The sequence below is a fragment of the Brevibacterium sp. CT2-23B genome, assembly GCF_013168765.1.
GTDB classification, from domain to species: Bacteria; Actinomycetota; Actinomycetes; order Actinomycetales; family Brevibacteriaceae; genus Brevibacterium; species Brevibacterium sediminis.
Genome location: NZ_JABBYK010000001.1, coordinates 370,215 through 392,527, shown reverse-complemented (window position 1 = coordinate 392,527; position 22,313 = coordinate 370,215). Strand labels below are relative to the sequence as shown.

General features: G+C 64.6%; 18 protein-coding genes. 11 read left to right on the top strand and 7 right to left on the bottom strand.

The window, feature by feature from the left end; all coding sequences use genetic code 11:
- Positions 1-2 precede the first annotated feature (2 nt).
- Together HIM68_RS01815 and HIM68_RS01810 are read right to left on the bottom strand one after the other, a co-directional pair.
- Positions 3-3,182, bottom strand: a complete 3,180-nt coding sequence (locus HIM68_RS01815; protein WP_172169137.1) for an ATP-dependent DNA helicase — start codon at positions 3,180-3,182, stop codon at positions 3-5.
- Entirely contained in the window at positions 3,182-6,502 is a 3,321-nt protein-coding gene (locus HIM68_RS01810; protein WP_172169135.1) for a UrvD/REP family ATP-dependent DNA helicase, read from the bottom strand. Before HIM68_RS01810 ends, HIM68_RS01815 begins: the two co-directional genes overlap by 1 nt.
- Before the next feature lie 115 nt (positions 6,503-6,617).
- On the opposite strand from HIM68_RS01810, the gene HIM68_RS01805 reads away from it, so the two are divergent.
- Both HIM68_RS01805 and HIM68_RS01800 read left to right on the top strand, forming a co-directional pair.
- Positions 6,618-7,211: a TetR/AcrR family transcriptional regulator gene (locus HIM68_RS01805; RefSeq protein ID WP_253903686.1), complete on the top strand. Its 594-nt coding sequence runs from the start codon at positions 6,618-6,620 to the stop codon at positions 7,209-7,211.
- Between the two features lie 120 nt (positions 7,212-7,331).
- Positions 7,332-7,553 carry a DUF3107 domain-containing protein gene (locus tag HIM68_RS01800; protein ID WP_139466946.1) on the top strand — a complete coding sequence of 74 codons (222 nt, stop codon included), beginning with the start codon at positions 7,332-7,334 and terminating at the stop codon, positions 7,551-7,553.
- 148 nt (positions 7,554-7,701) lie between these two features.
- Here HIM68_RS01800 and HIM68_RS01795 read toward each other — a convergent pair whose 3' ends face one another.
- Positions 7,702-8,334 (bottom strand): ferritin-like fold-containing protein, encoded by a 633-nt coding sequence (locus tag HIM68_RS01795; RefSeq protein ID WP_039210607.1) that lies wholly within the window; start codon positions 8,332-8,334, stop codon positions 7,702-7,704.
- Between the two features lie 60 nt (positions 8,335-8,394).
- On the opposite strand from HIM68_RS01795, the gene HIM68_RS01790 reads away from it, so the two are divergent.
- Positions 8,395-9,927 (top strand): DEAD/DEAH box helicase, encoded by a 1,533-nt coding sequence (locus HIM68_RS01790; RefSeq protein WP_172169133.1) that lies wholly within the window; start codon positions 8,395-8,397, stop codon positions 9,925-9,927.
- A 228-nt stretch (positions 9,928-10,155) separates the two neighbouring features.
- Here HIM68_RS01790 and HIM68_RS01785 read toward each other — a convergent pair whose 3' ends face one another.
- Positions 10,156-11,013 carry a PHP domain-containing protein gene (locus HIM68_RS01785; protein WP_139466944.1) on the bottom strand — a complete coding sequence of 286 codons (858 nt, stop codon included), beginning with the start codon at positions 11,011-11,013 and terminating at the stop codon, positions 10,156-10,158.
- Positions 11,014-11,091: 78 nt separating this feature from the next.
- Between HIM68_RS01785 and HIM68_RS01780 the strand changes: the two genes are divergently transcribed.
- Both HIM68_RS01780 and HIM68_RS01775 read left to right on the top strand, forming a co-directional pair.
- Positions 11,092-12,618 (top strand): aminopeptidase P family protein, encoded by a 1,527-nt coding sequence (locus tag HIM68_RS01780; protein ID WP_139466943.1) that lies wholly within the window; start codon positions 11,092-11,094, stop codon positions 12,616-12,618.
- On the top strand, positions 12,618-13,709 hold the full coding sequence (locus tag HIM68_RS01775) for a P1 family peptidase (RefSeq protein WP_172169131.1): 1,092 nt from the start codon (positions 12,618-12,620) through the stop codon (positions 13,707-13,709). Before HIM68_RS01780 ends, HIM68_RS01775 begins: the two co-directional genes overlap by 1 nt.
- Positions 13,710-13,819: 110 nt before the next feature.
- On the opposite strand, the gene HIM68_RS01770 is transcribed toward HIM68_RS01775, so the two are convergent.
- A complete protein-coding gene (locus HIM68_RS01770) occupies positions 13,820-15,745 on the bottom strand; it encodes a calcineurin-like phosphoesterase family protein (RefSeq protein WP_172169129.1) in 1,926 nt (641 codons plus the stop codon).
- A gap of 216 nt (positions 15,746-15,961) precedes the next feature.
- On the opposite strand from HIM68_RS01770, the gene HIM68_RS01765 reads away from it, so the two are divergent.
- From HIM68_RS01765 to HIM68_RS01750, 4 genes are all read left to right on the top strand, one after another.
- Entirely contained in the window at positions 15,962-17,236 is a 1,275-nt protein-coding gene (locus HIM68_RS01765; protein ID WP_101544936.1) for a CBS domain-containing protein, read from the top strand.
- 2 nt (positions 17,237-17,238) lie between these two features.
- Complete coding sequence (locus tag HIM68_RS01760; protein ID WP_229663902.1) at positions 17,239-17,787, top strand: DUF1003 domain-containing protein; 549 nt, start codon at positions 17,239-17,241, stop codon at positions 17,785-17,787.
- A gap of 69 nt (positions 17,788-17,856) precedes the next feature.
- On the top strand, positions 17,857-18,978 hold the full coding sequence (locus HIM68_RS01755) for an Mrp/NBP35 family ATP-binding protein (RefSeq protein ID WP_172169127.1): 1,122 nt from the start codon (positions 17,857-17,859) through the stop codon (positions 18,976-18,978).
- Positions 18,979-18,982: 4 nt separating this feature from the next.
- Positions 18,983-20,404 carry a polysaccharide deacetylase family protein gene (locus tag HIM68_RS01750; protein WP_172169124.1) on the top strand — a complete coding sequence of 474 codons (1,422 nt, stop codon included), beginning with the start codon at positions 18,983-18,985 and terminating at the stop codon, positions 20,402-20,404.
- Positions 20,405-20,489: 85 nt separating this feature from the next.
- Here the strand turns inward: HIM68_RS01750 and HIM68_RS01745 are convergent, their stop codons facing one another.
- On the bottom strand, positions 20,490-20,945 hold the full coding sequence (locus tag HIM68_RS01745) for a twin-arginine translocase TatA/TatE family subunit (RefSeq protein ID WP_172169121.1): 456 nt from the start codon (positions 20,943-20,945) through the stop codon (positions 20,490-20,492).
- Between the two features lie 79 nt (positions 20,946-21,024).
- Here HIM68_RS01745 and HIM68_RS01740 point away from each other — a divergent pair, with 79 nt between their 5' ends.
- Complete coding sequence (locus tag HIM68_RS01740; RefSeq protein ID WP_172169118.1) at positions 21,025-21,357, top strand: MGMT family protein; 333 nt, start codon at positions 21,025-21,027, stop codon at positions 21,355-21,357.
- Positions 21,358-21,393: 36 nt separating this feature from the next.
- Positions 21,394-22,029, top strand: a complete 636-nt coding sequence (locus HIM68_RS01735; RefSeq protein ID WP_139466936.1) for an O-methyltransferase — start codon at positions 21,394-21,396, stop codon at positions 22,027-22,029.
- A 79-nt stretch (positions 22,030-22,108) separates the two neighbouring features.
- Here the strand turns inward: HIM68_RS01735 and HIM68_RS01730 are convergent, their stop codons facing one another.
- A complete protein-coding gene (locus HIM68_RS01730) occupies positions 22,109-22,279 on the bottom strand; it encodes a DUF3117 domain-containing protein (protein ID WP_064485784.1) in 171 nt (56 codons plus the stop codon).
- Positions 22,280-22,313: the final 34 nt, after the last annotated feature.

Here is a 22,313-nt window from a genome sequence, read left to right as displayed (position 1 = left end):
TCTCAGCCCATGTCGTTGTCTTCCAGCCATTCGACGACTTCGGCCTCATCAGGCAGATCTGTGAACTGCACGATGTCGTCACTGCCGACGAAGTAGAACGTCCCCGTCACCTCGGCGATCTCCGGATGCACCCTGAGAATCGCGAACCGGTAGAGCGCCAGCTGCCATTTCATCACTTCGAGCACTGCCGCATCGGGTTTCTTCGAGGTCTTCCAATCCACAACTTCGGCATGATCCCTGGTGATGAAGACCGCATCGATCTTCCCCGGCACCCGGAATCTGCCGAGGACGAGTTCGAAGGACATCTCCACATGGTCGGCCCGACGCGTCGCGAACTCGGAGGCTGAGAACGTCTCCTGCAGCCGTTGGACCGTCGCGGCGTCGATCGGTCTCACCGATTCGTCTTCGCCGATTTCGATGCTCGACTGGCCGAAGTGCTGTTCCACCCAGGAATGGAAGGTCGTTCCGATCTCGGCCGCCCGGCTGGGCGGAGCCGGGATCGGACGCAGGGTCTGCGTACGGAAACCCTGCGGGTCCCTCCTCCACGCGACCAGGGCCGTTGCCGAGAGACGGTCGGGCATGGCCGCAGCGGACACCGCTTCGGGCCGGTCACCGATGCGCAGGGCCTGAGCGGCGAACCGCCCGATCGTTCCCGGATTCTCGGCCAAGGACTCCAAGCTGACGTCCGGGCTCGCTTCGACCCAACCGGCGGCTCGCTGTGCGGCGGCGACCTGCTTCGTGCGCGGCACCGGCCATGGAGTGGTCTCGATGCGGTCCTCCGCCGTGTCGTCGGCAGGTTCCGGAATCTCCACTTCGAGGCCCAAGGCCTCGATCGCTTCGGTGAGGAAGGGCGAGGGATCGTCGGGGACCGCGCGGGCACCCATCAGCTCGGCACCGAGCCACAGATGCCTCTTCGCACGAGTGAACGCCACGTAGGCGAGGCGTCGCTCCTCCCCCTCGTGCGCATCGGCGATCCGTGGACGGATGAAGTCTCCGATCCACTCATCCAGGGCCTTCTTCGTCTCGAATTCAGCCTCCCGCAGGTCGAAGTCGACGAGGTGTGCGCGGTCACCGCGCAACGGGTACGGCAGAGCCGTGCGATCCATCCACCCTTCCTTGTCCCGCGGCTCGGTGGGAAAGTCCTTGACCACCAGAGACGGAACGGCGACGGCGTCGAACTCCAGACCCTTCGAGGCATGGACGGTCATGATGTTGATCGCATCGGCTGCCGTCGTCGGCTCGGCGACGCTCAGCGCATCATGAGCTTCCATGAGACTGAGCCAGGAAAGGAAGCCTGTAATCGAGGGTTTGTCATCGGTGGCCGAGTACTGGCTGGCCGCGGAGAGGAAAGCGTCGACGGAGGCTCTGTGCAGATTGCGCAGCGAATCGCCGAGGCCCCAGATATCCGAATCGATTCCGGTCTCGGACATCGCGGTGCGGATGATCGAAGCCACGGTGCCGGTTCCCGACCGGGTGGCCCGCAGCGCGCGAGCCAACCGGACCAGACGATGCAGCGCCTCCGAGCTCAGACCGGACTGCTGATAGTCGGCGATGAGTCCCCTGTCAGCAGCTGTCCGCGCTCCTTGGTCGAGGACGCGCCGCACTTCGATGAGCTCATCGATGCCTTCGACGATCGTCGCCTGGTCGATGGCTTCGGCGATCACCTCCTCGGCGGCCGGTTCGGTTCGCTCGGACGCTCGCCGCTCGGTCTGACGGCGAGTGAAGGCCTGCAGCCCCGCGATGTCGCCTGCGCCGAGGCCGAGCATACGTCCGCTGACGAGCCTCATGATCTCGTCGCCGGCCATAGGATCGACCGCAGCGGTGAGCACCGCGCGCAGATCTGCGACGAAGGGATCGGTCAGCAGCCCGGAGGAACCGTGCACGTGTACAGCGAATCCGGCGGCTTCCAGCGCCGCCGCGACCGGCGCGAAGTGGGCACGTTTGCGGCACAGCACGGCCTTCGACGAACCCGCGGGGATCGTGTGGAACCAATCCGTGAGTGCGCGCAGGCCCGTGGTGAGGAAATCGGGATCGTGGGCACCCGAGCTGATTTCGACACAGACTTCGCCCTCACCGGCATCATCGCGGGCCGACAGCGGGGACTCGCTGCTGTCAGCGAGTCCGGCGGCGATGCGGTTGGCCACCTGCAGGATCGAGCGGTCGTTGCGCCAGCTTGTGCTCAGCGACAGTGATTCGACGTCCCGGAAGTCCGATGAGAAACGCACCATGTTGTCGGCGCTGGCGCCGCGCCAACCGTAGATGGCCTGGCGGGGATCACCGACTGCGGTCACTGCGGTGGAGTGGAAGAGGTCGCGCAAGAGCTTCAGCTGAGCCACCGAGGTGTCTTGGAACTCGTCGAGGAGGACGATCTTCCACCTGGCTCTCTCGGCCTCGGCCGCGGCGGGCACCTCGTCGAGGATGCGTTGGGCGAATCGCACCTGGTCGGAGAAGTCCATTGCCAGATTGCGCCGTTTCGCGCGCATATAGGCATCAGCCAGGCGGGCCGTTCGGATCTTCGCTTCGAGCTTTGCCCGTCGTCCATTGGGATCGACGGGCTTGCCCTTGCTGGACACCAGGGCAGCCAGGCACTGCTCGAGATAGTCCGTGACGTCGTCGACATCACGACCGTGATCATTCATCTGCCCTGCCAGGGCGATGACATCGGCGATCATCGTCTCGCGGGAGAAATCGCCGGGGATCTCGTCGGGTGGCGTCGAATCGATGAGAGTCCCGGCGATGGTGTGTGCCGCGGCGTCATCGAGGAGGACAGTTTCGGGTTCGATGCCGATGCTCACCCCGTGTTCGCTGACGATGGACGCGGCATAGGAGTTGTATGTGGACACGGTCGGATTGTCGAGACCGGGCAGTGAAAGGTCCTGACCCCGGCCGAGGTTGTGCCGCAGACGCGACAGAAGCACTCGGATGCGTCCGCCGAGTTCTCCGACTGCTTTGCGGGTGAAGGTCAGGCCGAGGATCTCTTCGGGAGAGACGAATTCGTTGGCGACCAGCCACACCACACGCTGGGAGATGACTGTGGTCTTTCCCGATCCGGCCCCGGCGGTGACTTTCATCGACTGTGCCGGGTCGGCCTCGATGATCACCTTCTGCTCCGGGCTCGGAGGGAAGGCCTGGGCAGGGTCGGCAGCCGTGAGCTCGGCAAGCCGCTCGGCGGTGAAGCGCATCAGTTCTCCTCCAACATCTTCGGGCCGATCGCCGGGCACGATGATCGGACGGGGCACGACTTGCACTTCTGCGGGTCGACCCGTGCAGGGAAGCTCGCGGCACGCATCCTGCCGGACACGTCGTCGATGAGTTCACGAGCCCAGTCGGGGTTCTCATCGACGTCGAGCGCCGACTGCTCCCGAACAGTGCGAGCCGACTTGCGCAGGAAGACGAGTTCAGCGCCGAAAGCGTGTGCATCGAGCTCCTGGTCCTCACCGATCCTGATGGTCCCGGAATTGATGGCTTCCTGATACACACCCAGCTGTGCATGCCGGTCCATCTCCTTGCCGGCGACGACGTTCCTGCCGGTCTTGAAGTCGACGATGCGCAGTCCGCCCTCGACCTCCTCGACTCGGTCGAGGCGTCCGGTGACCTTCCACTCACGTCCGTTCGAGTCGACACCGACCGCATAGACCTGTGCTTCGACTCCGACGAGGCGGCCCGGAGTCTTCTTGATGTAGTCGCCGAGCCGGTCGGCCATGGTCATCGCCACATCGAATTCCCGTTCCCGTTCCCATTCTGCGTCGAATTCCAAGGACGCGAACTCAGTTTCCACGAAGCTGCGGATCGCGGAGGTGGGGCCCTCCGGATAGTTCTCGGCGGCGGCGTGGATGATGGTTCCGAGACTTTGGGCTGTCGACATCGGGCGGTCACCACCGTTGCGGGTGAGGAACCACCGCAGAGAGCAGTCGGTGAATGCTTCGACCTGGGAGGGTGAGACGCGAACCGTATCGGAGTCGGTGAAGAGCGGCTCATTCGTGGTGATGTCCTCAGCCTCGCGCCACCGCGTCGGTGACCCCACCGCCCCGCCACCAGCTGAGAGCGCCCGCATCAGCGCCGCCCATGACCGCGTGTCCGCGTCCGGAATCGCAGAGCTTTCGGCGCTTTCGGTCGTGGTGGCGTCCACAAGCGTCGACGATGGCCCCGCAGCTTCGACATCGGCCGCGGCAGCCGTTTGCAGCAGATGAGCGCGGGCATGTGCCGCCATCTCCGGCACCGTCAGCGGAGGCAGCTCATCCTCGTGGGTGATCGCATAGCCGTCGGCCGCCTCGGTGCCCTTGGCGGAGCCAGCGGCGAGCACATCGAAGAACGGGGACGGCTCGGTCTCCGCATCGGTGACGGCGGTGACGATCACGCGTTCCTGCGCACGGCTGAGCGCGGTGAAGAACAGCTCGCCCTCTTCACGCAGATTCGTCCGTTTCGCATGCGCGTGGTAGCCGGGGTCACCGGTGACCGTCTCACCCGTGGCGAGCACCGCCGTGAGATCGGTGAGGCCGAGGATTCCGCCGCGCAGCTTCGGGTTCGGCCAGACGCCTTCGTTGACTTCGGCGATGATCACCAGAGGCACACGCACATGGGCCAGTGAGGACGGGGTGCCCACCAGCACGTGGTCGGCGAATCCTGCGGTATCGGCCAGGGAATCCTGGGCGATGTCCTGTTCGGCGACGATGCCGGCGAACGAGCGAGCGGTGAAACCGCCGCGGTCGGCGATCTTCTCGGCCAGCGCGAACAGCCGGAGCACCGAATCGAGATAGCCGTTGGTCACCGATTCCGGGTCGCGCAGGGCTTCGATCTGCCATTTCTCAGCGACTCCGGCCGCGTCCCAGATGCTCCAGAGCGCTTGGTGGGGGTCGGTGGTGCCGACCTCAGCAGCGGCGTGGAGCATCCGTGAGATCGTGGCCAGTCCCTGTGGGGACGAATCGTCGATCGGGCTGCGCAGTGCCTGAGCCAGCGACGCCGTGCTGCTGGACGCCGGGAACTGTCTGCGCACTGCTCGTCGGAAACGGCGGATCTGCACGGGGTCGAGGCGGACGTAGATGCTGCCGGCCAGGGACAGAGCGAGGTCGGCGATCGACTCGTCATCGTCGAAATCAGGAGCGGCCGAAAGCAGGTCCAACAACGGTGCGGTCGCGGGGTCGACATTGAGCGGCTGCATGAGAGTGGCGATCGAGACCCCTGACGCTCTCAGCTCATTGGCGATCGCGCGAGCACTCGACGAATTGCGGCAGATGAGTGCGACATCGGACCAGCTGTGCCCCTGTTCGACGAAGTTCGTGATCCGACGGGCCAGATATCGGTGTCCGGACGCACTGCCCTCGAATACGTGCGTCTCCACGGCAGGCTCGGACGACACGGGAGACAGCTCTTCAACCGGTGCCGCTGTCGGAGCTGATTGCGGCACGGTCGCCGACGCCTCAGCGGAAGCCGCAGAATCAACAGCATCCTCGAGGGGACGTGGGCGCGGCATATGACCGGTCGACCAGCGCGTGGTGATCCTGGCTCCGAAGCCGTCGATGGTCGTCGCCAATGCAGGGTCGACATCCCACTGACGATCGAGCACGACCGTTTCGAAGCCGGCCTCGGCCGTCGCCCGATCGATGATCGACGCGTCGGCTCCGTGGAAACGTCCGGTCACCGTCTCGGGCGAGCCGAACAGAGCGATGGCACTCCCCCTGGCCCGCAGCTGTTCGAGGATTCCCCAACTGGCGGCAGGGAAGTCCTGGACCCCGTCGGCCAGAACCACTGTGGGCAATCGGTCAGGGGCGAACGTCCACGAACGTCCGGCCGTCACCTCGGCAGGTTCGCGGAGGATCTCGAAAGCGGCAAGGGCGAGAACGGTCGCGGAGTCGACGCCCCCGTAGCCGGGCATGGACATGATGCCCAGATATTCGTCGAGGATCTCAGCCACGGCCTGCCACCGAGGGTCGGGGTTGTCGGCAAGGGCACGATCCAGGGCGCTGCGACCGAAGTCGAACACGTGTTCTGCGATCTCCTGCGACGTGTCGGGCGTGCGCATTCCGAAATCGAACTCCATCACTCGGTTGAGCGCGTCGCGGACCTCGGTTCGGAAGGCCGAGGTCGAGCGCACCTCGGCGGTGATCTCCGACGGCCACGCCGGGCCGCGGGAACGACCGAGTTCATGTCCGGCGAGGAGATCGGCGAGGAACACATCCTGATCGGCACCGGAGATGAATTCGAGATCCTCCCCGGTCCGCGTCGTATGTGCGGCACGGGCGATCCCGTACGCGAACGACGCCAGACTGCGGGCCGGGGCGGAGGAGAGAACCGCGTCAGCGGGCAGCTCGAGACGATTGCGCAGCACATCGGCGTGATCACGGTCGGGTGTGAGAACGAGGACCGAGGCGGGGTCGATCGTCGACACCAGCTGTGCATAGAGCGACTCGAGCAGAGTCGTCTTCCCGGTTCCCGGCCGCCCGATGATATTCAGGCAGCCGCCCGAGAGCAGGGTGCTGCCCATCCGCTGCGTCATCTCATCCATACTCGTATTCCATCACGGCCCGCTGACATGAGACTTCCGAGCCCCTGACCGGCGCGTCGTCAAAGTGACAGCGCGGATGCCCGGTGCACAGCCTGTCTTCGCGTAGCATTGAAGAATGTCGAGTCCACAACAGAGATTGCCCCGTGACCAGCGCCGCGACCAATTAGTGGGAGTCGCACGCTCCGTTTTCGCCACCCGTGGATATCGGACGACCTCAATGGACATGATCGCCGAGGCAGCCGGTGTGTCCAAGCCTGTGCTCTATCAGCACTTCGATTCGAAGCAGGACCTCTATCTGGCGCTCATCGATTCCTCGGCGGCGCTGCTCGACTCTCGGCTCGCCGAAGCTCTGGGATCGACGACAGATCCGCATGAGCAGGTCCACGCGACCTATCGCGCGTATTTCGACTTCGTGGTCTCACACCGCGAAGAGTTCGTCATCATCTTCAATTCGGACGTCTACGAGCCGAAAGCCGAACAGAAGCTGCGCGCGCTGCGGGAGAGTTCGGCTACACGGGTCGTGTCGGCGCTGAAGAACTTCGCCCGCCTCAGCGACGATGAGGCACAGCTGCTGTGCCGGGCTCTCATCGGCACCGCCGAGGTCGTCGTCAAGCAGATCGACTCTCAGCGCGGTGTCGACGTCGACACCGCCGTCGAACTGCTCACCCAGATGAGCTGGGGCGGACTGCGGTCGTTCGCAGATCGCTGACGTTCCACCGGCCGCTCAGCCTTCAGCAGAATCCATGGGGAAGAAACCCAAGTCTGCGGACGTTAAGCTGAACACAGTCCAATCCGTCATCGATCACCGAGCATCGGCACAAGGAGCACCATGGAAATCAAGATCGGCGTCAAGCAGACTCAGCGCGAGATCACCCTCGAAACGGACGAGGATGCGAAGGCTCTCGCCGCCCGCGTCGAAGAGAAGATCCAGTCCGATGGACTGCTGACCTTCACCGATACGAAGGGCCGTCAGGTCTACGTCCCCTCCGCTTCGCTCGGCTACCTCGAAATCGGTGCCGAGACTTCACGTCGCGTAGGCTTCAGCGCCTGAGCTGCGCCTGAGCGGAAGGGCCCCGGTCGCAACGACTGGGGCCCTTTTCGCGTTCGCGGCGGAACCATGCGTCCCTCGCAGGATCCGCAGGTTCGTGCTGCAGACGCGGAATCGTGCTCCGCTGCCGGTGCAGGCGCCTATTGTGTGATCAGGCGACGAGACCGAGCGCCGACATCCGCTTCGAGTGATTCGACGTCACCGCCGGGATCAGCTCGACGACGAGATCTTCGTCGAGGCCGAGGAACGGATCGGTGAGCAGACTGCGTGCCCGTCCCAGGGTCTCGGCGACGAGCTTGCGGCCCCACAGGGCCAGCCGCGAGGCCAGCTGTGTATCGACAGCCACTTCGGAGGTCAGACGATTGCGCGCATATTCGCTGGCACGTGTATCATCGAGAATTGCAATAGCCAGGCTGTATCCGGGCTCCGCGAGTTCGTCCACCGCCGTGCGGTAGAAATCATTCATGATTCCGTCGAAGACGAATCCCTTCATGAGGCTTTCGTACCAGTCGCGAGGACGAGTTCTTTCAGCCAGAGTGCTGAAGGTCGGTTCGAAATGCTGACAGAGCTCGATCACATCCTGGCCCATCTGATCGATGTGCTGTGAGAGCTGTTCGAAGTTCGCGAATGACTGAGAGGCCAGCCGCGCCAGGATGACCTTGTCATCCAGATCCGCTGCGGTCGTCGCGTTTGTGGCCATACGTTCGAAACCGGTCAGCTCGCCGAACGCCAGAAGTGCGAGCGTTGCAGCATCATTACCGGCCAATGGGACAGAATCGGGCATAGTTCAAGACTACCGGTTCGCACCATGACAAGCGCGTACGCGCTAAAAGGAGTTTGGAATATGGCGGAGACAGAAGCGGATTTCGCGGAGCTGGGAGTCGCCGGACCGATCGTGGCCTCACTGGCCTCGGCAGGAATCACCCACCCCTTCCCCATTCAGGCGCTGACACTGCCCGTGGCACTGTCGGGAGCCGACATCATCGGGCAGGCGAAGACGGGCACCGGAAAGACCCTGGGATTCGGAATCCCCCTGCTCCAGCGTGTCGTCGGCAAAACCGAGGACTCGTCGGTCACCTCCGACCCCGATTCGACTCCCGACAGCGTGGGCGATGCCAAGGAGCCGCGGCTGCCGCAGGCCCTCGTGGTCGTTCCCACCCGTGAGCTGGCCAAGCAGGTCGCGGCCGATCTCGTCACCGCCTCGGTGCAGCGTGACATCGACATCATGACCATCTACGGCGGCATGGACTTCGATCCGCAGATCAACCGGCTCAAATCCGGCGTCGACGTCGTCGTCGGCACCCCCGGCCGCCTCCTCGATCTCTACGGTCGCAAGATCCTCAAGCTCCACCGCGTCCGCACCGTCGTCCTCGACGAAGCCGATGAGATGCTCGACCTCGGCTTCCTGCCCGACGTCGAGAAGATCATCAACGCGGTGCCCGCCCACCGGCAGACGATGCTGTTCTCCGCGACGATGCCGGGGGCGGTCATCACCCTCGCCCGCCGCTACATGAACCAGCCCACCCACATCCGCGCCCAGGACCATGAGGATCTGTCGCTGACGGGCAAGAACACCACGCAGTTCGTCTACCGCGCCCATTCGATGGACAAATCCGAGCTCGTCGCCCGCATGCTCCAGGCCGAGGGCCGTGGTCGCACGATCATCTTCACCCGCACCAAGCGCACCGCCGACAAGCTCGCAGCCGAACTCGAGGATCGCGGTTTCGCAGTCAAGGCGCTCCACGGCGATCTCGGTCAGTCACAGCGTGAGAAGGCTCTGAAGTCCTTCCGCGACGGAAAGGTCGACGTGCTCGTGGCCACGGATGTCGCGGCCCGCGGAATCGACATCGACGATGTCACCCACGTCGTGAACTACCAGTGCCCCGAGGACGAGAAGACCTACGTCCATCGCATCGGACGCACCGGTCGAGCCGGCAACTCCGGTGTCGCCATGACCCTGGTCGACTGGGACGACATGCCCCGCTGGCGTCTCATCAACAAGGCCCTCGGCCTCGACTTCGATGAACCCGCCGAAACCTATTCGACCTCGCCCCACTTCTTCTCCGAGCTCGGCATCCCGAAGGGCACCAAGGGCCGACTGCCGCGCCAGCACCCCGAAGGCGAGGACGAGAAGTCCTCCGGTGAGCGCCAGGCCCGTGAGTCTGATCGTCGCGGTTCCGGCCGTGGCCGTTCGGATTCTCGCCGAGGCGGCTCATCCGACCGTCGTGACGCCTCGTCCGCATCCGGCGAGGAGAGCCGCAAACCGCGCCGCCAGCGCAGCCGTCGCCGCACCCGCGGCGGCAAGCCGGTCAACCGCGCGCAGGGCGGCCAGGCGGGTCAGGGCGGTCACCCGGCCACCGACTCCAGCGAGGACTGACCTCTCCGCTGGCGAGACCTATTCTCCGTACCGTCTGCACGAAGGGCCCCGACCACTCGGTCGGGGCCCTTCGTGCATCCTGTATTCGACTCGAGCCCTGATCCCGTTCGATTCTGTGACCGATGATGTTCGCACGCTTCATCATCCATCACGCGCATGCGCTGCGTCCGCCGAATCCTCGGCCGATCTCAACCGCCGGATGAAGGCTGGCGCAGATCGGAGCCGGGCTCAGCCCTGGATGTAGTCGACGCCCCCCGGCCGTGATGCCGCACGCTCGAGCAGCTTCGCGAGCATATGGTCGGAGGTGACGTGCTCGCCGAGGCGGTTGGGTTTGCCCGTGCCGTGATAGTCGCTGGAGCCGGTGACGATGAGGTCGTGCTCATGCGCCAGACGTCGCATCGCCTCTCGTTCCTGCGGAGGGTTGTCCCTATGGTCGACCTCGAGTCCGTCGAGACCGGCGGCGATGAATTCGGTCATCGCCGAATCGGGCACGACCCGACCGCGCATGGCTGCGCGCGGATGGGCGAAGACCGAGACTCCCCCGGCCTCCCGAATCAGCCCGATCGCGGTGATCGGATCGATCGTCGGCAGGGACACATGATATTTTCCCTGGCTGGACAGAATCGACGAGAACGCTTCGGTGCGGGACTCGACGACGCCGGCCGCGACCAGCGCATCGGCGATATGCGGACGTCCGATCGTGGCGTCCTCTCCCGAGACGGAGAGCACCGCATCCATGTCGATCGGATAGTCTTCGGCCAATCGTTCGATGATGAGGTGGGTGCGATCGAGTCTCGCCCGCCTGGTCTCCTGCACGACCTCGGCCAGCCCCGTATCGTACGGGTCGTGGAGGTAGGAGAGCAGGTGCACGCTGATCCCCTCGTAGCGGCAGGAGATCTCCATTCCCCTCACCAGGCCGAGCCCGTAGACGCGGGCGGCATCTTCGGCAAGGGTCCAACCTGCAGTGGTGTCGTGATCGGTGAGTCCGACGACGTCGATGCCCTCCATCGAGGCTTCTGAGATGAGTTCGGACGGGGTCTGGGTCCCGTCCGAAAATGCGGTGTGCACGTGGAGATCGATGACCATGGTCACAGTCTATCTGCATCTGTCGTTCCGACTTCCACGTGTACACACCATGTCACTCCGCCCGTCTAGACTGGCGGCATGACAGAGCACAACTCAGATACCCCAGACTCGACTCAGGACCTCGCAGACCGCGTCAACAACCGCTCGCATCGCCCGAATTCCGCCGCCTTCCGCGACTTCGTCGCCTCCGGTTGGGATCGCACTCCCCTCAACGCCGAGGCTCTCGCCGCCGCCGGTTTCACCCCTGCCCGTCGGGACGCGGTCTCGGCGGCATTTCCCGGCGAACGGCTGGTCGTTCCCGCCGGCGGACTCAAGGTCCGCTCGAACGACACCGATTATCGCTTCCGCGCTCATTCCGCGTTCATCCACCTCACGGGTCTGGAAACCGACTCCGAACCCGACGCCGTGCTCGTCTTCGAACCCGAGGGCGACGGCCACGATGTGACGCTGTACTTCCGTCCCCGCGCCGGTGCCGAGACGGAGGAGTTCTTCTCCGATTCCCGCTACGGAGAGTACTGGGTCGGACCGCGTGCCGATCTCGAAGCGATGTCCACCATGACCGGCATCGCAACTGAGAGCTCCGCCACTGTCGATGACGCCATCACGAAGGATCTCGGGGCCATCTCCGTGCGCCTCGTCCGACAGGCCGACGCCCGCATCGACGGAGTCATCGACCTGGCTCGCAGCCAGGTCCAGGCCGATCTCGAGACATCCGAGGCAGGCGACGCCGAACTGGCCCAGCTGCTCTCCGAGCTGCGCCTGATCAAGGACGACCACGAGATCGCGCAGCTGCGCGAAGCCGTCGCCATCACCCGCGCCGGTTTCGACAACGTGGTGGCAGCGCTGCCGAAGGCACTCGGACACCGTCGTGGTGAGCGTGTCGTCGAGACCGCGTTCGAGACCGCCGCTCGCTCCGACGGCAACGGGGTCGGCTACGACACGATCGCCGCCTCGGGCAACAATGCCTGCACCCTGCACTGGATCCGCAATGACGGTCAGGTCCGGGACGGTGACCTCATCCTCGTCGATGCCGGAGCCGAAGCCGATTCGCTCTACACCGCGGACATCACCCGCACCCTGCCCGTTTCGGGCACCTTCACTCCGGTGCAGGCGAAGATCTACGATGCCGTGCTCGAAGCCTCCGATGCCGCGTTCGCTGTGGCCGCAGATCACCCCAACCGTCCTGTGAAGTTCCGTGAGGTCCACGAGGCGGCCATGGAGGTCATCGCGAAGCGTCTCGAAGAGTTCGGTGTGCTGCCGGTCTCCGCTGCCGTTTCGCTGTCACCGGAAGGACAGCAGCACCGTCGATGGATGGTCCACGGCACCAGTCATCACCTCGGCCTCGACGTCCATGATTGTGCGCAGGCGAGAGCGGAGATGTACTTGGACGCGACCATCGAACCGGGAATGGTCTTCACCATCGAACCCGGACTGTACTTCAAGTCAGACGACCTGCTCCTGCCCGAGGAGTTCCGCGGTAACGGTGTCCGCATCGAGGACGACGTCCTCGTCACCGCCGACGGAGTGGAGAATCTCTCGGCCGACTTCCCCCGCACCCGCGCCGAGATCGAGGCCTGGGTGCAGAGCCGAGCCCAGGACCGCTGATGACCTCGGATACCGCACGCGGTTCGGGCTCCGAGGCACGACCCGGCCCGTTCCGCGGGCGCGGAGTCCTCGAGATCCCCGGTATCCGCCTCGGCCATGCCGGTGAGTTCACCGACAGCCGGCTGACCGGGATCACCACCGTGCTGCCACCGATCGGTTCGACCATCGGCGTCGATGTCCGCGGGGGCGGTCCCGCCACCCGTGAGACCGATGTCATCGCAACGGGAACACATTCCTATGGTGCCGATGCCATCGTCCTCACCGGCGGATCCGCATTCGGGCTGGGTGCCGTCTCCGGAGTCGTCGATACCCTCGCCGAGGCGGGACTCGGATTCCCTGCTCCCGGACTTGCCGATGCGGTCATTCCGCTCGTTCCTGCCGCCGCGATCTTCGACCTCGGCCGCGGAAACGGTTCCGTGGCACCGCCGAGACCGGACGAAGGCGCCGAGGCGACACGAGCGGCGCTGTCCGGACGGACGGACGACGTCCGAGGCAGCATCGGGGCAGGCATCGGAGCCCGGTCCGGATTCCAGAGTGTGCGCGGAGGGCTCGGATCCTATGCCGTCCGGCTGCCCAGCGGAACCATGGTCGCGGCGCTCGTCGTGGCGAATTCGCTGGGAACGATCGGCACGCCGTCGGGCGGTCTGTGGTTGGACCCGCTGCTGCGCTCGATCGGCCTCGATCTGCCGAAGGTGCTGAGTCTCCCCGACTCGGCAGCGCCGGTCCCGGGGACTGCTGCGAAGAACACGACGATTGCGATCGTCGCAACCGATGCACGCCTCGACTCGGCGCAGACCACGCGGATGGCATCGGGTGCGCACGCGGGCATCTCCCGAGCTGTGCGGCCCTCGCACACCCTCTTCGACGGCGACACGGTCTTCGGCATCGCCACCGGAGCGCAGGATCTGCCCTCCGATCGTGACGCCGCCACCCGAGAGCTCGTGATGATCTCCGCGGCGGCAGCCGATGCGCTGAGCTTGGCGATCCTCGACGCCCACGCTTCGGCGACACCCGTCGACAGCTCGTGGGGGCAGCCGCCGACGCTGAGCGAGATCGCACCGGATTTCGCCTCGGAGTTCAACGCTCTCTGATCACGGAGACGGGGCCCGCCGTTCGGCGGGCCCCGCTCCTCTCAGTTCTCCGCAGCTTCCAAGCGCCATCATCCGACAGCCGCACGAAGCTGCAGCTCCTTCTTCAGCTGTCAGTCGTTGCGAGCCGACTGAGCCTCTTCGGAGTCGAGACCCTTCGGGTCTCGGACTTCCTTCTTCTGCTGAGTATCGAAGCCATCCTGACGCAGCAGCTTCTGCGATTCGGTCTTCGCCGCGGCCTCATCCTCGACCACGGTGAACCGGACCGACTCGGTGAAGTCACGACCGTAGCGGTCGGTTCCGGTCACCTCGGCGGTGTGGGTGCCCAGGTCGAGGTTCGAGGGGATCTCGGTCCGCCACAGGTGCGAGCTCGACTGGCCCACATTGCCGGAGGTGCGCAGATTCTGAGATGCCGTGTACGGATCGGTGTACTCCCAGCCCTTGGCCAGAGCTTCGCCCTTGCCCGGCTGAGTGTGCTCGGACTGCTTCGGTGCTTTGCCGTCGAAGCTGACCTCCACTCGTGCGTCCGAGGTGCCGGCGAGGAAGCTCGAGGTCAGCCAGGTCTCGCCCTGCTTGAGGTCCTCGCGGGTGACGACGCGTTCGGAGATCTCCTTCGGAGCGGTGCCCTTCTTGTCCGCGTCTTGCCATTCCTGGGCTTTCTGCGCCCAGTCGCGCCACTCGGGCGAGTTCACGCCGAGCAGCAGCTGGTGGTCGTCGGATTCGTTGCGCACGGTGTAGCGTTCGCTGCGCGAAGCACCGTCGTATTCGAGGGTGAGCACGCCCGGTTCCGAAGCGTCCTGAGTGAATGAGTACGGCAGCCCGTCGGCGTTGAGGCCGCCGGAGTACCAGTCGCCGGAGACGGCACCGGCGACGATCTGCGTGTTCGGCAGCTTCTCGATCCCGGCTGCAGCCCATTCCTTCCTCGTCTCGCCTGCGACGAGGTTCTCCTGAGTGTGAGTGTGTCCGCCGACGGTCACGGCGTTCGGGTAGTCGGAGATGACGTCGTAGAAGTCCTTCGCGTTGTCGACGACGACCTCTTTGTGCGTGAGAATGGGCGCGTGGGTGGCGACGACGACCTGTGCGTTCTTCGGCACGTTCTTCAGATCGTTCTCCAGCCAAGTCAGTTGATCCTGACTGATCTTCTCCTTGTACTTCTTCTTGTTCGCCTTGCCCTCGTATTCGATGCTGTCGAGGACGACGAAGTGGGTTTTGCCGACGTCGTAGGAGAAGTAAGAGGGTCCGAACTGGTCACGGAAGGTGTCGAGGGCGTGAGCGTCGTCGACCGCGTCGTAGTCCTGGTCATGGTTGCCCGGGGCCACGCGCACGGGTCCGTTCATCTGGGAGTAGATATCGCGCAGTTCATCGTTGAGACTGAGGTCGTCACCGACGTTGTCCCCGAGCAGCAGCACTCCGCAGGCCCCATAATCACTGCGATCAGCAAGGTCACCGACGGCTCCGTCGCGGGCGTAGCCCATCTCTGTCTTGTCATAGGCCTGGGTGTCGGAGGCGATCGGGCAGTTCTGCTCGCCCTTTGCCGAGGCCTTCGACTCGACCATCGGGAAGTTCACGGCCTTCGGCGTGTCCCCTGTCGGTTCGATGCCGCCGTATTCGAGATCACCGGACCCTTCGGGCAGGTGGTTGTAGCTGAACTGTGCGACCTTGTCCTCATCGACGGGAACCTGCCAGCCGGACGGCTGAGTGATGGAAACGGTCATGTTGTCCCGCACGGGCAGCTCGTAGCGGCCCTCGCCGTCGGTCTGGACGACGTCGACGCCGTTGGACACCGCGACTCCGGCCACTCCCTTCTCGTCGCCGTCGAGCTTCGAGTTCTCGTTCACGTCATCGAAGACCTGACCGGTGAACTTCTTCGGGTCGGCGGCCTTGCCGCGGTCGACCTGGACGTGGCCCTCGTAGAGTTCAGCCGGTGCGTCCGCGGCCGTCGCCGAGGTCGGCGAGAGAAGCGGAGCGAAGAGCGAGAGCGCGGCACAGGCTCCCAGGCCTGCGGCAGCGGTGCGCGGGCGGATTCGTCGTGTCTGCATGGATTTCTCCTGTATTCGACTATGGCGGGTTCTGCCGAGAAATGACCCTAGGGAGACGGGGCGACATCGAGATGAAGCAGACAGGACGGCTTGATGAATAGGAAAAGTGGGCGAGTGGAACCCGACGCCCACTGCGTTCACCGCCCGCGAATGTGATCTCGATTCAATTCGTGGAGGCGATCACTGAAAACTCCATGCACCACGTAGTCTGAGAACATGAGTGGTCCACCGAAAAGAGTCTTCGTCGCCCGACTCGTCTCCGCCCCCGTGTTCGACCCTCTCGGCGATCAGGTCGGCCGTGTCCGTGACGCCGTCGTCGTCTATCGTGCGACGATGCGGCAGTTCCCGCGAGTCATCGGCCTCGTCGTCGAAGTGCCGGGCCGTCGCCGAGTATTCGTGCCGATGGGCCGGGTCACCGCGATCGACTCCGGCCAGGTCATCACGACCGGCCTGGTGAATATGCGCCGCTTCGAACAGCGCGAATCCGAGACCCTGGTGATGAATGACCTGCTCGACCGACGGTTGCGTCTGCGCGAAGACAACTCACCGGTGCTCGTCGAGGACGTCGGCATCGAACAGCAGGTGAACAAGGACTGGGAGGTCACCAGGCTGTTCGTGCGTCGTGTGCCCGAACGCAGCGCCTTCGCCGCGTTCCGCCGCCGCGGCGAGACCAAGCAGATCGACTGGACGGATGCCGACCATCCTGTGGATTCCGAGGTCGATCAGGAAGCCACTCAGCTCATCGCCGCCTATCAGGACACGAAGCCTGCCGACCTCGCCGATGTGCTCTTCGAGATGAACGCCGCTCGCCGCCTCCAGGTGGCCCGAGCCCTCGATGACGAACGCCTTGCCGATGTCGTCGAGGAGCTGCCGGCCGAGACCCAGATCGAGATCCTCACCGGACTCGAAACCGAACGAGCCGTGACCGTGCTCGAAGAGATGGCTCCAGACGATGCGGCAGACCTCCTCGGCGAGCTCAGCGATGAACAGGCCGAACGATTCCTGACTCTGATGGAACCGGATGAGGCCGAAGATGTGCGTACGCTTCTGGCGTACGACGATGACACAGCCGGCGGTCTGATGACGACCGAACCGGTCATCCTCACCCCGGAAGCCACTGTCGCCGAGGCGCTGGCCCATGTCCGGCGGGAAGACCTGCCTGCGGCGCTGGCTGCCGCGGTCTTCGTCTGCAGGCAGCCGGTAGAGACCCCGACTGGCAAGTATCTGGGTCTCGTCCACATCCAGGAGATGCTGCGCCATCCGCCGCACGAGGCCGTGGGCATCATGCTCGACACCGAGGTCGAACCGCTGTCGCCGGAGACTCCGCTCGGCGAGGTGGCGAAGCTGCTGGCCGCGTACAATCTGGTGTCGGTGCCGATCACCGACGACAACGATCGCCTCGTCGGTGTGGTCACCGTCGATGACGTCCTCGACGAGCTGTTGCCCGAGGACTGGCGAACCACCGGTCGAGACGATCGCAGCAGGGGGTAGATATGGCCGTCGATGATTTCGAGATCCCGCGGTCGAGCAAGCGCCGACTGCCGAGCTTCACCGTCTCCCCCGAGACCTTCGGACGCGGAGCCGAGGCCTTCGCTCGGTTCATGGGCACTCCCGCGTTCCTCGTCGGGATGACGGTGTTCTGTGCGGTGTGGCTGCTGTGGAATACCCTGCTGCCGGAATCGTGGCAGTTCGACCCGCGATCGCTCAATTTCACCCTGTTGACCCTCATCCTGTCCCTTCAGGCCTCCTATGCCGCGCCGTTGATCCTGCTCGCGGAGAACCGCAGCACCGACCGGGACCGCGTCGAGTTCGAACACGATCGGCAGCGCGCCGAACGCAACCTGGCCGACACCGAGTACCTCGCACGAGAGGTGGCGGCGCTGCGCATCGCCATGCGCGAGGTCGCCACTCGTGACTTCATCCGCTCCGAGCTCAAGGATCTGCTCAAGGAGCTCGAGGAGGAGAGACAGGACGAAAACGGGACCGACAAGGTCGATCCCCGGGCCTCCGAAAAGCGCCGAGGCGGCCCTCGAGGCGGATGACGAGACGACCGCCGAAGCGGTAGTGTTGAGGGCCCGGGAGCACTGTTCCGGGAAGGAAAGGACGTGGGCATGACTGGTCCCTCTGAGGACGCCGTGAGAGAGGCGCTGACCGGGGTCATCGACCCTGAGATCCGCCGCAGCATCGTCGAACTCGATATGGTCGAGTCGATCGTGATCGAAGGCGGCAAGGTCACCGTCACAGTTCTCCTCACGATCGCCGGGTGCCCGCTGAAGGACACGATCACCAAAGACACCAAGGCTGCGGTGGCCGGTGTCGACGGGGTCGCCGAGGTGGCTGTCGTTCTGGGCACGATGACCCCCGAACAGCGCAAGGAGATGAAGGAGAAGCTGCAGGGCTCCGGCACCCGCGATATCCCCTTCAATCGCCCGGAATCGCTGACGAAGGTCTATGCCATCGCGTCCGGAAAAGGCGGAGTCGGAAAGTCGTCGGTGACCGCGAACCTCGCCGTGTCCCTGGCGGACAAGGGCCTGCGTGTCGGCATCGTCGATGCCGATATCTACGGCTTCTCCATCCCCGGTATGCTCGGTCTCTCCGGCAAGCCGACCCGAGTCGATGAGATGATCCTGCCCCAGGTCGCCCACGACGTGAAGGTGATGAGCATCGGCATGTTCGTCCCGCCGAGCCAGGCCGTCGTCTGGCGCGGTCCCATGCTCCATCGCGCTCTGCAGCAGTTTCTCACCGATGTGTTCTGGGGCGACCTCGACGTGCTGCTGCTCGATCTGCCTCCCGGCACAGGTGATATTGCGATCTCCGTGGCTCAGCTGCTGCCCGGATCCGAGCTCCTCGTCGTCACCACACCGCAGTCGGCCGCCGCCCAAGTCGCCGAACGTGCGGGATCCATCGCCACACAGACGAAGCAGACGTTGGCGGGAGTCATCGAGAACATGTCATGGATGGAGATGCCCGACGGCACTCGGATGGAGGTGTTCGGCTCCGGCGGAGGTGCCAGCGTGGCCGAGAACCTCGCCGCCACCCTCGACCAGGAGGTTCCGCTGCTCGCCCAGATCCCCTTGGACACTCGTCTGCGGGAAGGTTCGGACGCGGGTACCCCGGTCGTGCTCGGCGGTCCAGATTCGCCTGCGGCGAGGGCTTTCGACACCCTTGCGGAGTCGCTGCGGCGACGCAGTCGCGGCCTGTCCGGCAGGTCCTTGGGACTGAGCCCGGTCTGACTCGGTGTCTCCTCTCTCCCCTCGCGATACCCTCGTCTACTCTGTCTTCGCCGGCCTCAGCGCTCTGACCGCTCTCGTCCTCTTGGCCGGAGCTGTCGTCACTGCTCTTCGAGCAGACCCCGCCCCCGGACGGTCGGTGGAACCCGCGCAGCGAACGATCGCCGCCGAGAACCGGGACGCTCTCTCCGCAGTGCTGCGCAGCTACGCGCTCGTCTCAGACGAACGCACACCTCGACTGGACGTCCACACCTTCGGACTGCCCACGGCCGCCTCGTTGAATGCGGCGATCGAAGAACATGTGCTGTCTCTCATCGACGGTTCCGGAGGCTTCGCCGACCGCGCTGCCTTCGACCCCGTTCAGACAGCCCCTGTCCACAGGTGGCCGACGACGGCTTTCACCCCAGCACAGACCAGCATCGATGACGCTCCCGCGTCTCGAGTCGACCCGCGTGCCATCGACATCAGCACCCGGGTGCTGGCAAGCGGCGGGAAATTCGTCGTGACCGCAATCGATGTTCAGTCGCCGCATCCGCAGACGAGGCTGCTGCTGACCGATCTCGCCCACGACAGCACAGTCGATGCTCGCCGGCTCTTCGCCGCACCGGTCGACCCCGCAGCCGTCGGAGCCGATGACACCGGCACGCTGACGATCAATGACGATGCCGTCTCCGACACCGATCTGTCCTCCATCGGCGTCCGTGTCCAGAAGGCGCTGCACAGCAGTCTCAAACTGCCGCAGCCGTTCGATCTGCGCTCTCCCGACTTCTCCTGCGCGCTGCTGCCCTGTGTGGCGCTGACCTATGATGACGGTCCCGGAGAGGCGAAGACCGAACAGACGATCCTCGACGCAGCCGATGAGGCGAACATCCGTCTGACATACTTCTTCCTCGGGAAGAACACAGATGCCTTCCCCGAAGTGGCCGAGCGCATCATCTCCGCCGGCCATGAAGTCGACGATCACACGTTCTCGCATGTGCAGATGGACAAGACCTCCTCGGCGACGATCCGCAGAGAGCTCGACCGGACGGACAGGTCGCTGCGCTCGGTCGGTGTGAAGGACGAACCTCTCGTCCGTCCGCCTTATGGTGCCCTCGACAAACGCGCAGCACATGCTCTGGGCGGTCCTGCGATCATCTGGGACGTCGATACCGGAGACTGGCAGCACAGAGATGCGAAGAAGACGGCCCGACGCGTGCAGTCACTGACTCGCCCCGGATCGATCGTGCTCATGCATTCCATCCATCCGTCGACCGCGAAGGCTGCTCCGGAGGTGTTCTCGGCCGTGGCGGACAAGGGCCTCTACGCAGTGACCGTGAGCGAGCTCTTCTCCGGGATCGAGTGGAAGAAGGGCGGGTCGTACTTCTGCCGCGGCTACGGCGATGAGCTGTGCTCGAATCCCGAACATCCCGCGGTGATGAAGAACTGAGCCACTGACGCCCGAACGGAAGAGGGAATGAAACATTCCCAACAGACGCCGTCGGCCCCAACCCCAGGTGGGTTCCGGGGGCGGCTCAGGTGGCTTCGGGGTCGAACGGTGCCGCAGCGGAACGGTCGCGCTGGTCGATCTGAGCTTGGAACCGTTCGATGGGTGACTTCTCCCGGGTAGGGGTCGCCTCGGTGTCGGTCTCAGTGGACAGGGCAGCACCGGAGGACTCAGCGGATGACAATTCTTCAGAGGCCCGTTCCTGACGTTTGGACTCGCGGATGGCTGCATCCTCTTCGACGAGTGCCTCACGTACGATGCGGCGGGGATCGTACTGGCGCGGATCGAGCTTCTGCCAGTCCACGTCCTTGAAGTCGTCGCCGAAATCGCGTCGGACGCTGTCTTTCGCGCCTTCGGCCATGCGACGCATCTGCCGCACGAAGTCCCGCAGCTTCTGAGCGTATTCGGGTAGGCGTTTGGGTCCGATGACGACCAACGCCACAACGACCAGAATCACCATTTCGGTGCCGTTGATACCGAACATGGTCTCAAGTCTACCGTGGACGGCGGTAGCATCGACTCATGGTCAGCTCAGGTTCGACATCCCGCTGCCGGGAGGTGCAGTGGACGAGATAGCAGTCGAACGGGTGCTGCGCATCATCGAACTCGTACCCGCCGCACGCGTCGTCGCCTACGGGACAGTCGGCGCCGTTGCCGATTGCTCACCCCGCTATGTCGGACGGGTGATGAGGGAATTCGGATCGAACGTCACTTGGTGGCGAGTCGTCAACGCGGCCGGGATCCTGCCGCCCGAGATCTTCGCCCGCGCCCGCATCCACTGGGAAGAGGAGGGCACACTGCATTCACATGAGCGGGTCGAACGCGCGGCATTCCTCGAAGTCGATGAACTCGATCGACTGTGGCGCAGCCAAGGAATCGACCCCGATTGCGGTTAGACTTGGGAGAACTCAGCACCAGAAGGGAGGGGCCGGTTGGCACGCGAAAATGCAGGTGATCTCACCTTCTCGGAACAGTACAACGGTCCCGATCCGCTGCTCGACGCCGCTCGCACCCACTCTCATGAGTTCGGGATCGCACCGGTGTCGCAGACCACGGCGAGGACGCTGACGCTGCTGGCCCGACTGCTCACACCGGTCGCGGCCGTCGAGGTCGGCACCGGTGTGGGAACGTCGACGCTGTCACTTCTGCGCGGGATGCCGACCGCCGGGATACTGACGTCGATCGACACGAATTCGACGACCCAGAGCGCAGCTCGTGACCTCGCCGACATGGCAGGAATCCGGCCGGGGCGATTGCGGCTGATGAGCGGTCGAGCCGAAGAGGTGCTCAAACGTCTTGCGCCTTCGGCCTATGACATGGTCTTCATCGACGTGGAGCCGGGCAGCCTTGAGAGGATGATCCAACCCTCTCTCCGCCTGCTCGATGCCCAGGGCCTGCTGGTCATCCACAAGACTCTGCTCAAGGGCGCCGTCGCCGATCCCGTCGATCGCAGTCCCCGGACTCAGGCGGCACGGAGCATGCTCAACCGCATCGCCGAACAGGAGCACCTCGAACGGGTTCTGCTGCCCATCGGAGAAGGGCTGCTGCTGCTGCAGAAGACCCGGTGAATGCAACAACAGCAGAGACTTACAGGTAAGTCTCTGCTGTTCGTGCGTCTCCGTCCGGCCGTGTTCTGCGGCCGTCGGCTCAGAGCCCCAGCGTCTGGGCGAGAGTGTCATGGAGTCCGGTGGCTTCATCTCTGCTGAGTTCGATCACCAGACGGCCTCCGCCTTCGACTGGAAGCCGCATCACCATGCTTCGGCCTTCTTCGGTCACTTCCAGAGGTCCGTCGCCGGTGCGGGGTTTCTGGGCTGCCATATGGGCTCTTCCTTCCGTTGTCATTCAAAGACGG

Excerpts from the sequence above, each read along its gene's own strand:
- HIM68_RS01815 (WP_172169137.1), bottom strand. The coding sequence starts at position 3,182 with ATGCGCTTCACCGCCGAGCGGCTTGCCGAGCTCACGGCTGCCGACCCT.
- HIM68_RS01810 (WP_172169135.1), bottom strand. The coding sequence starts at position 6,502 with ATGGATGAGATGACGCAGCGGATGGGCAGCACCCTGCTCTCGGGCGGC.
- HIM68_RS01805 (WP_253903686.1), top strand. The coding sequence starts at position 6,618 with ATGTCGAGTCCACAACAGAGATTGCCCCGTGACCAGCGCCGCGACCAA.
- HIM68_RS01800 (WP_139466946.1), top strand. The coding sequence starts at position 7,332 with ATGGAAATCAAGATCGGCGTCAAGCAGACTCAGCGCGAGATCACCCTC.
- HIM68_RS01795 (WP_039210607.1), bottom strand. The coding sequence starts at position 8,334 with ATGCCCGATTCTGTCCCATTGGCCGGTAATGATGCTGCAACGCTCGCA.
- HIM68_RS01790 (WP_172169133.1), top strand. The coding sequence starts at position 8,395 with ATGGCGGAGACAGAAGCGGATTTCGCGGAGCTGGGAGTCGCCGGACCG.
- HIM68_RS01785 (WP_139466944.1), bottom strand. The coding sequence starts at position 11,013 with ATGGTCATCGATCTCCACGTGCACACCGCATTTTCGGACGGGACCCAG.
- HIM68_RS01780 (WP_139466943.1), top strand. The coding sequence starts at position 11,092 with ATGACAGAGCACAACTCAGATACCCCAGACTCGACTCAGGACCTCGCA.
- HIM68_RS01775 (WP_172169131.1), top strand. The coding sequence starts at position 12,618 with ATGACCTCGGATACCGCACGCGGTTCGGGCTCCGAGGCACGACCCGGC.
- HIM68_RS01770 (WP_172169129.1), bottom strand. The coding sequence starts at position 15,745 with ATGCAGACACGACGAATCCGCCCGCGCACCGCTGCCGCAGGCCTGGGA.
- HIM68_RS01765 (WP_101544936.1), top strand. The coding sequence starts at position 15,962 with ATGAGTGGTCCACCGAAAAGAGTCTTCGTCGCCCGACTCGTCTCCGCC.
- HIM68_RS01760 (WP_229663902.1), top strand. The coding sequence starts at position 17,239 with ATGGCCGTCGATGATTTCGAGATCCCGCGGTCGAGCAAGCGCCGACTG.
- HIM68_RS01755 (WP_172169127.1), top strand. The coding sequence starts at position 17,857 with ATGACTGGTCCCTCTGAGGACGCCGTGAGAGAGGCGCTGACCGGGGTC.
- HIM68_RS01745 (WP_172169121.1), bottom strand. The coding sequence starts at position 20,945 with ATGTTCGGTATCAACGGCACCGAAATGGTGATTCTGGTCGTTGTGGCG.
- HIM68_RS01730 (WP_064485784.1), bottom strand. The coding sequence starts at position 22,279 with ATGGCAGCCCAGAAACCCCGCACCGGCGACGGACCTCTGGAAGTGACC.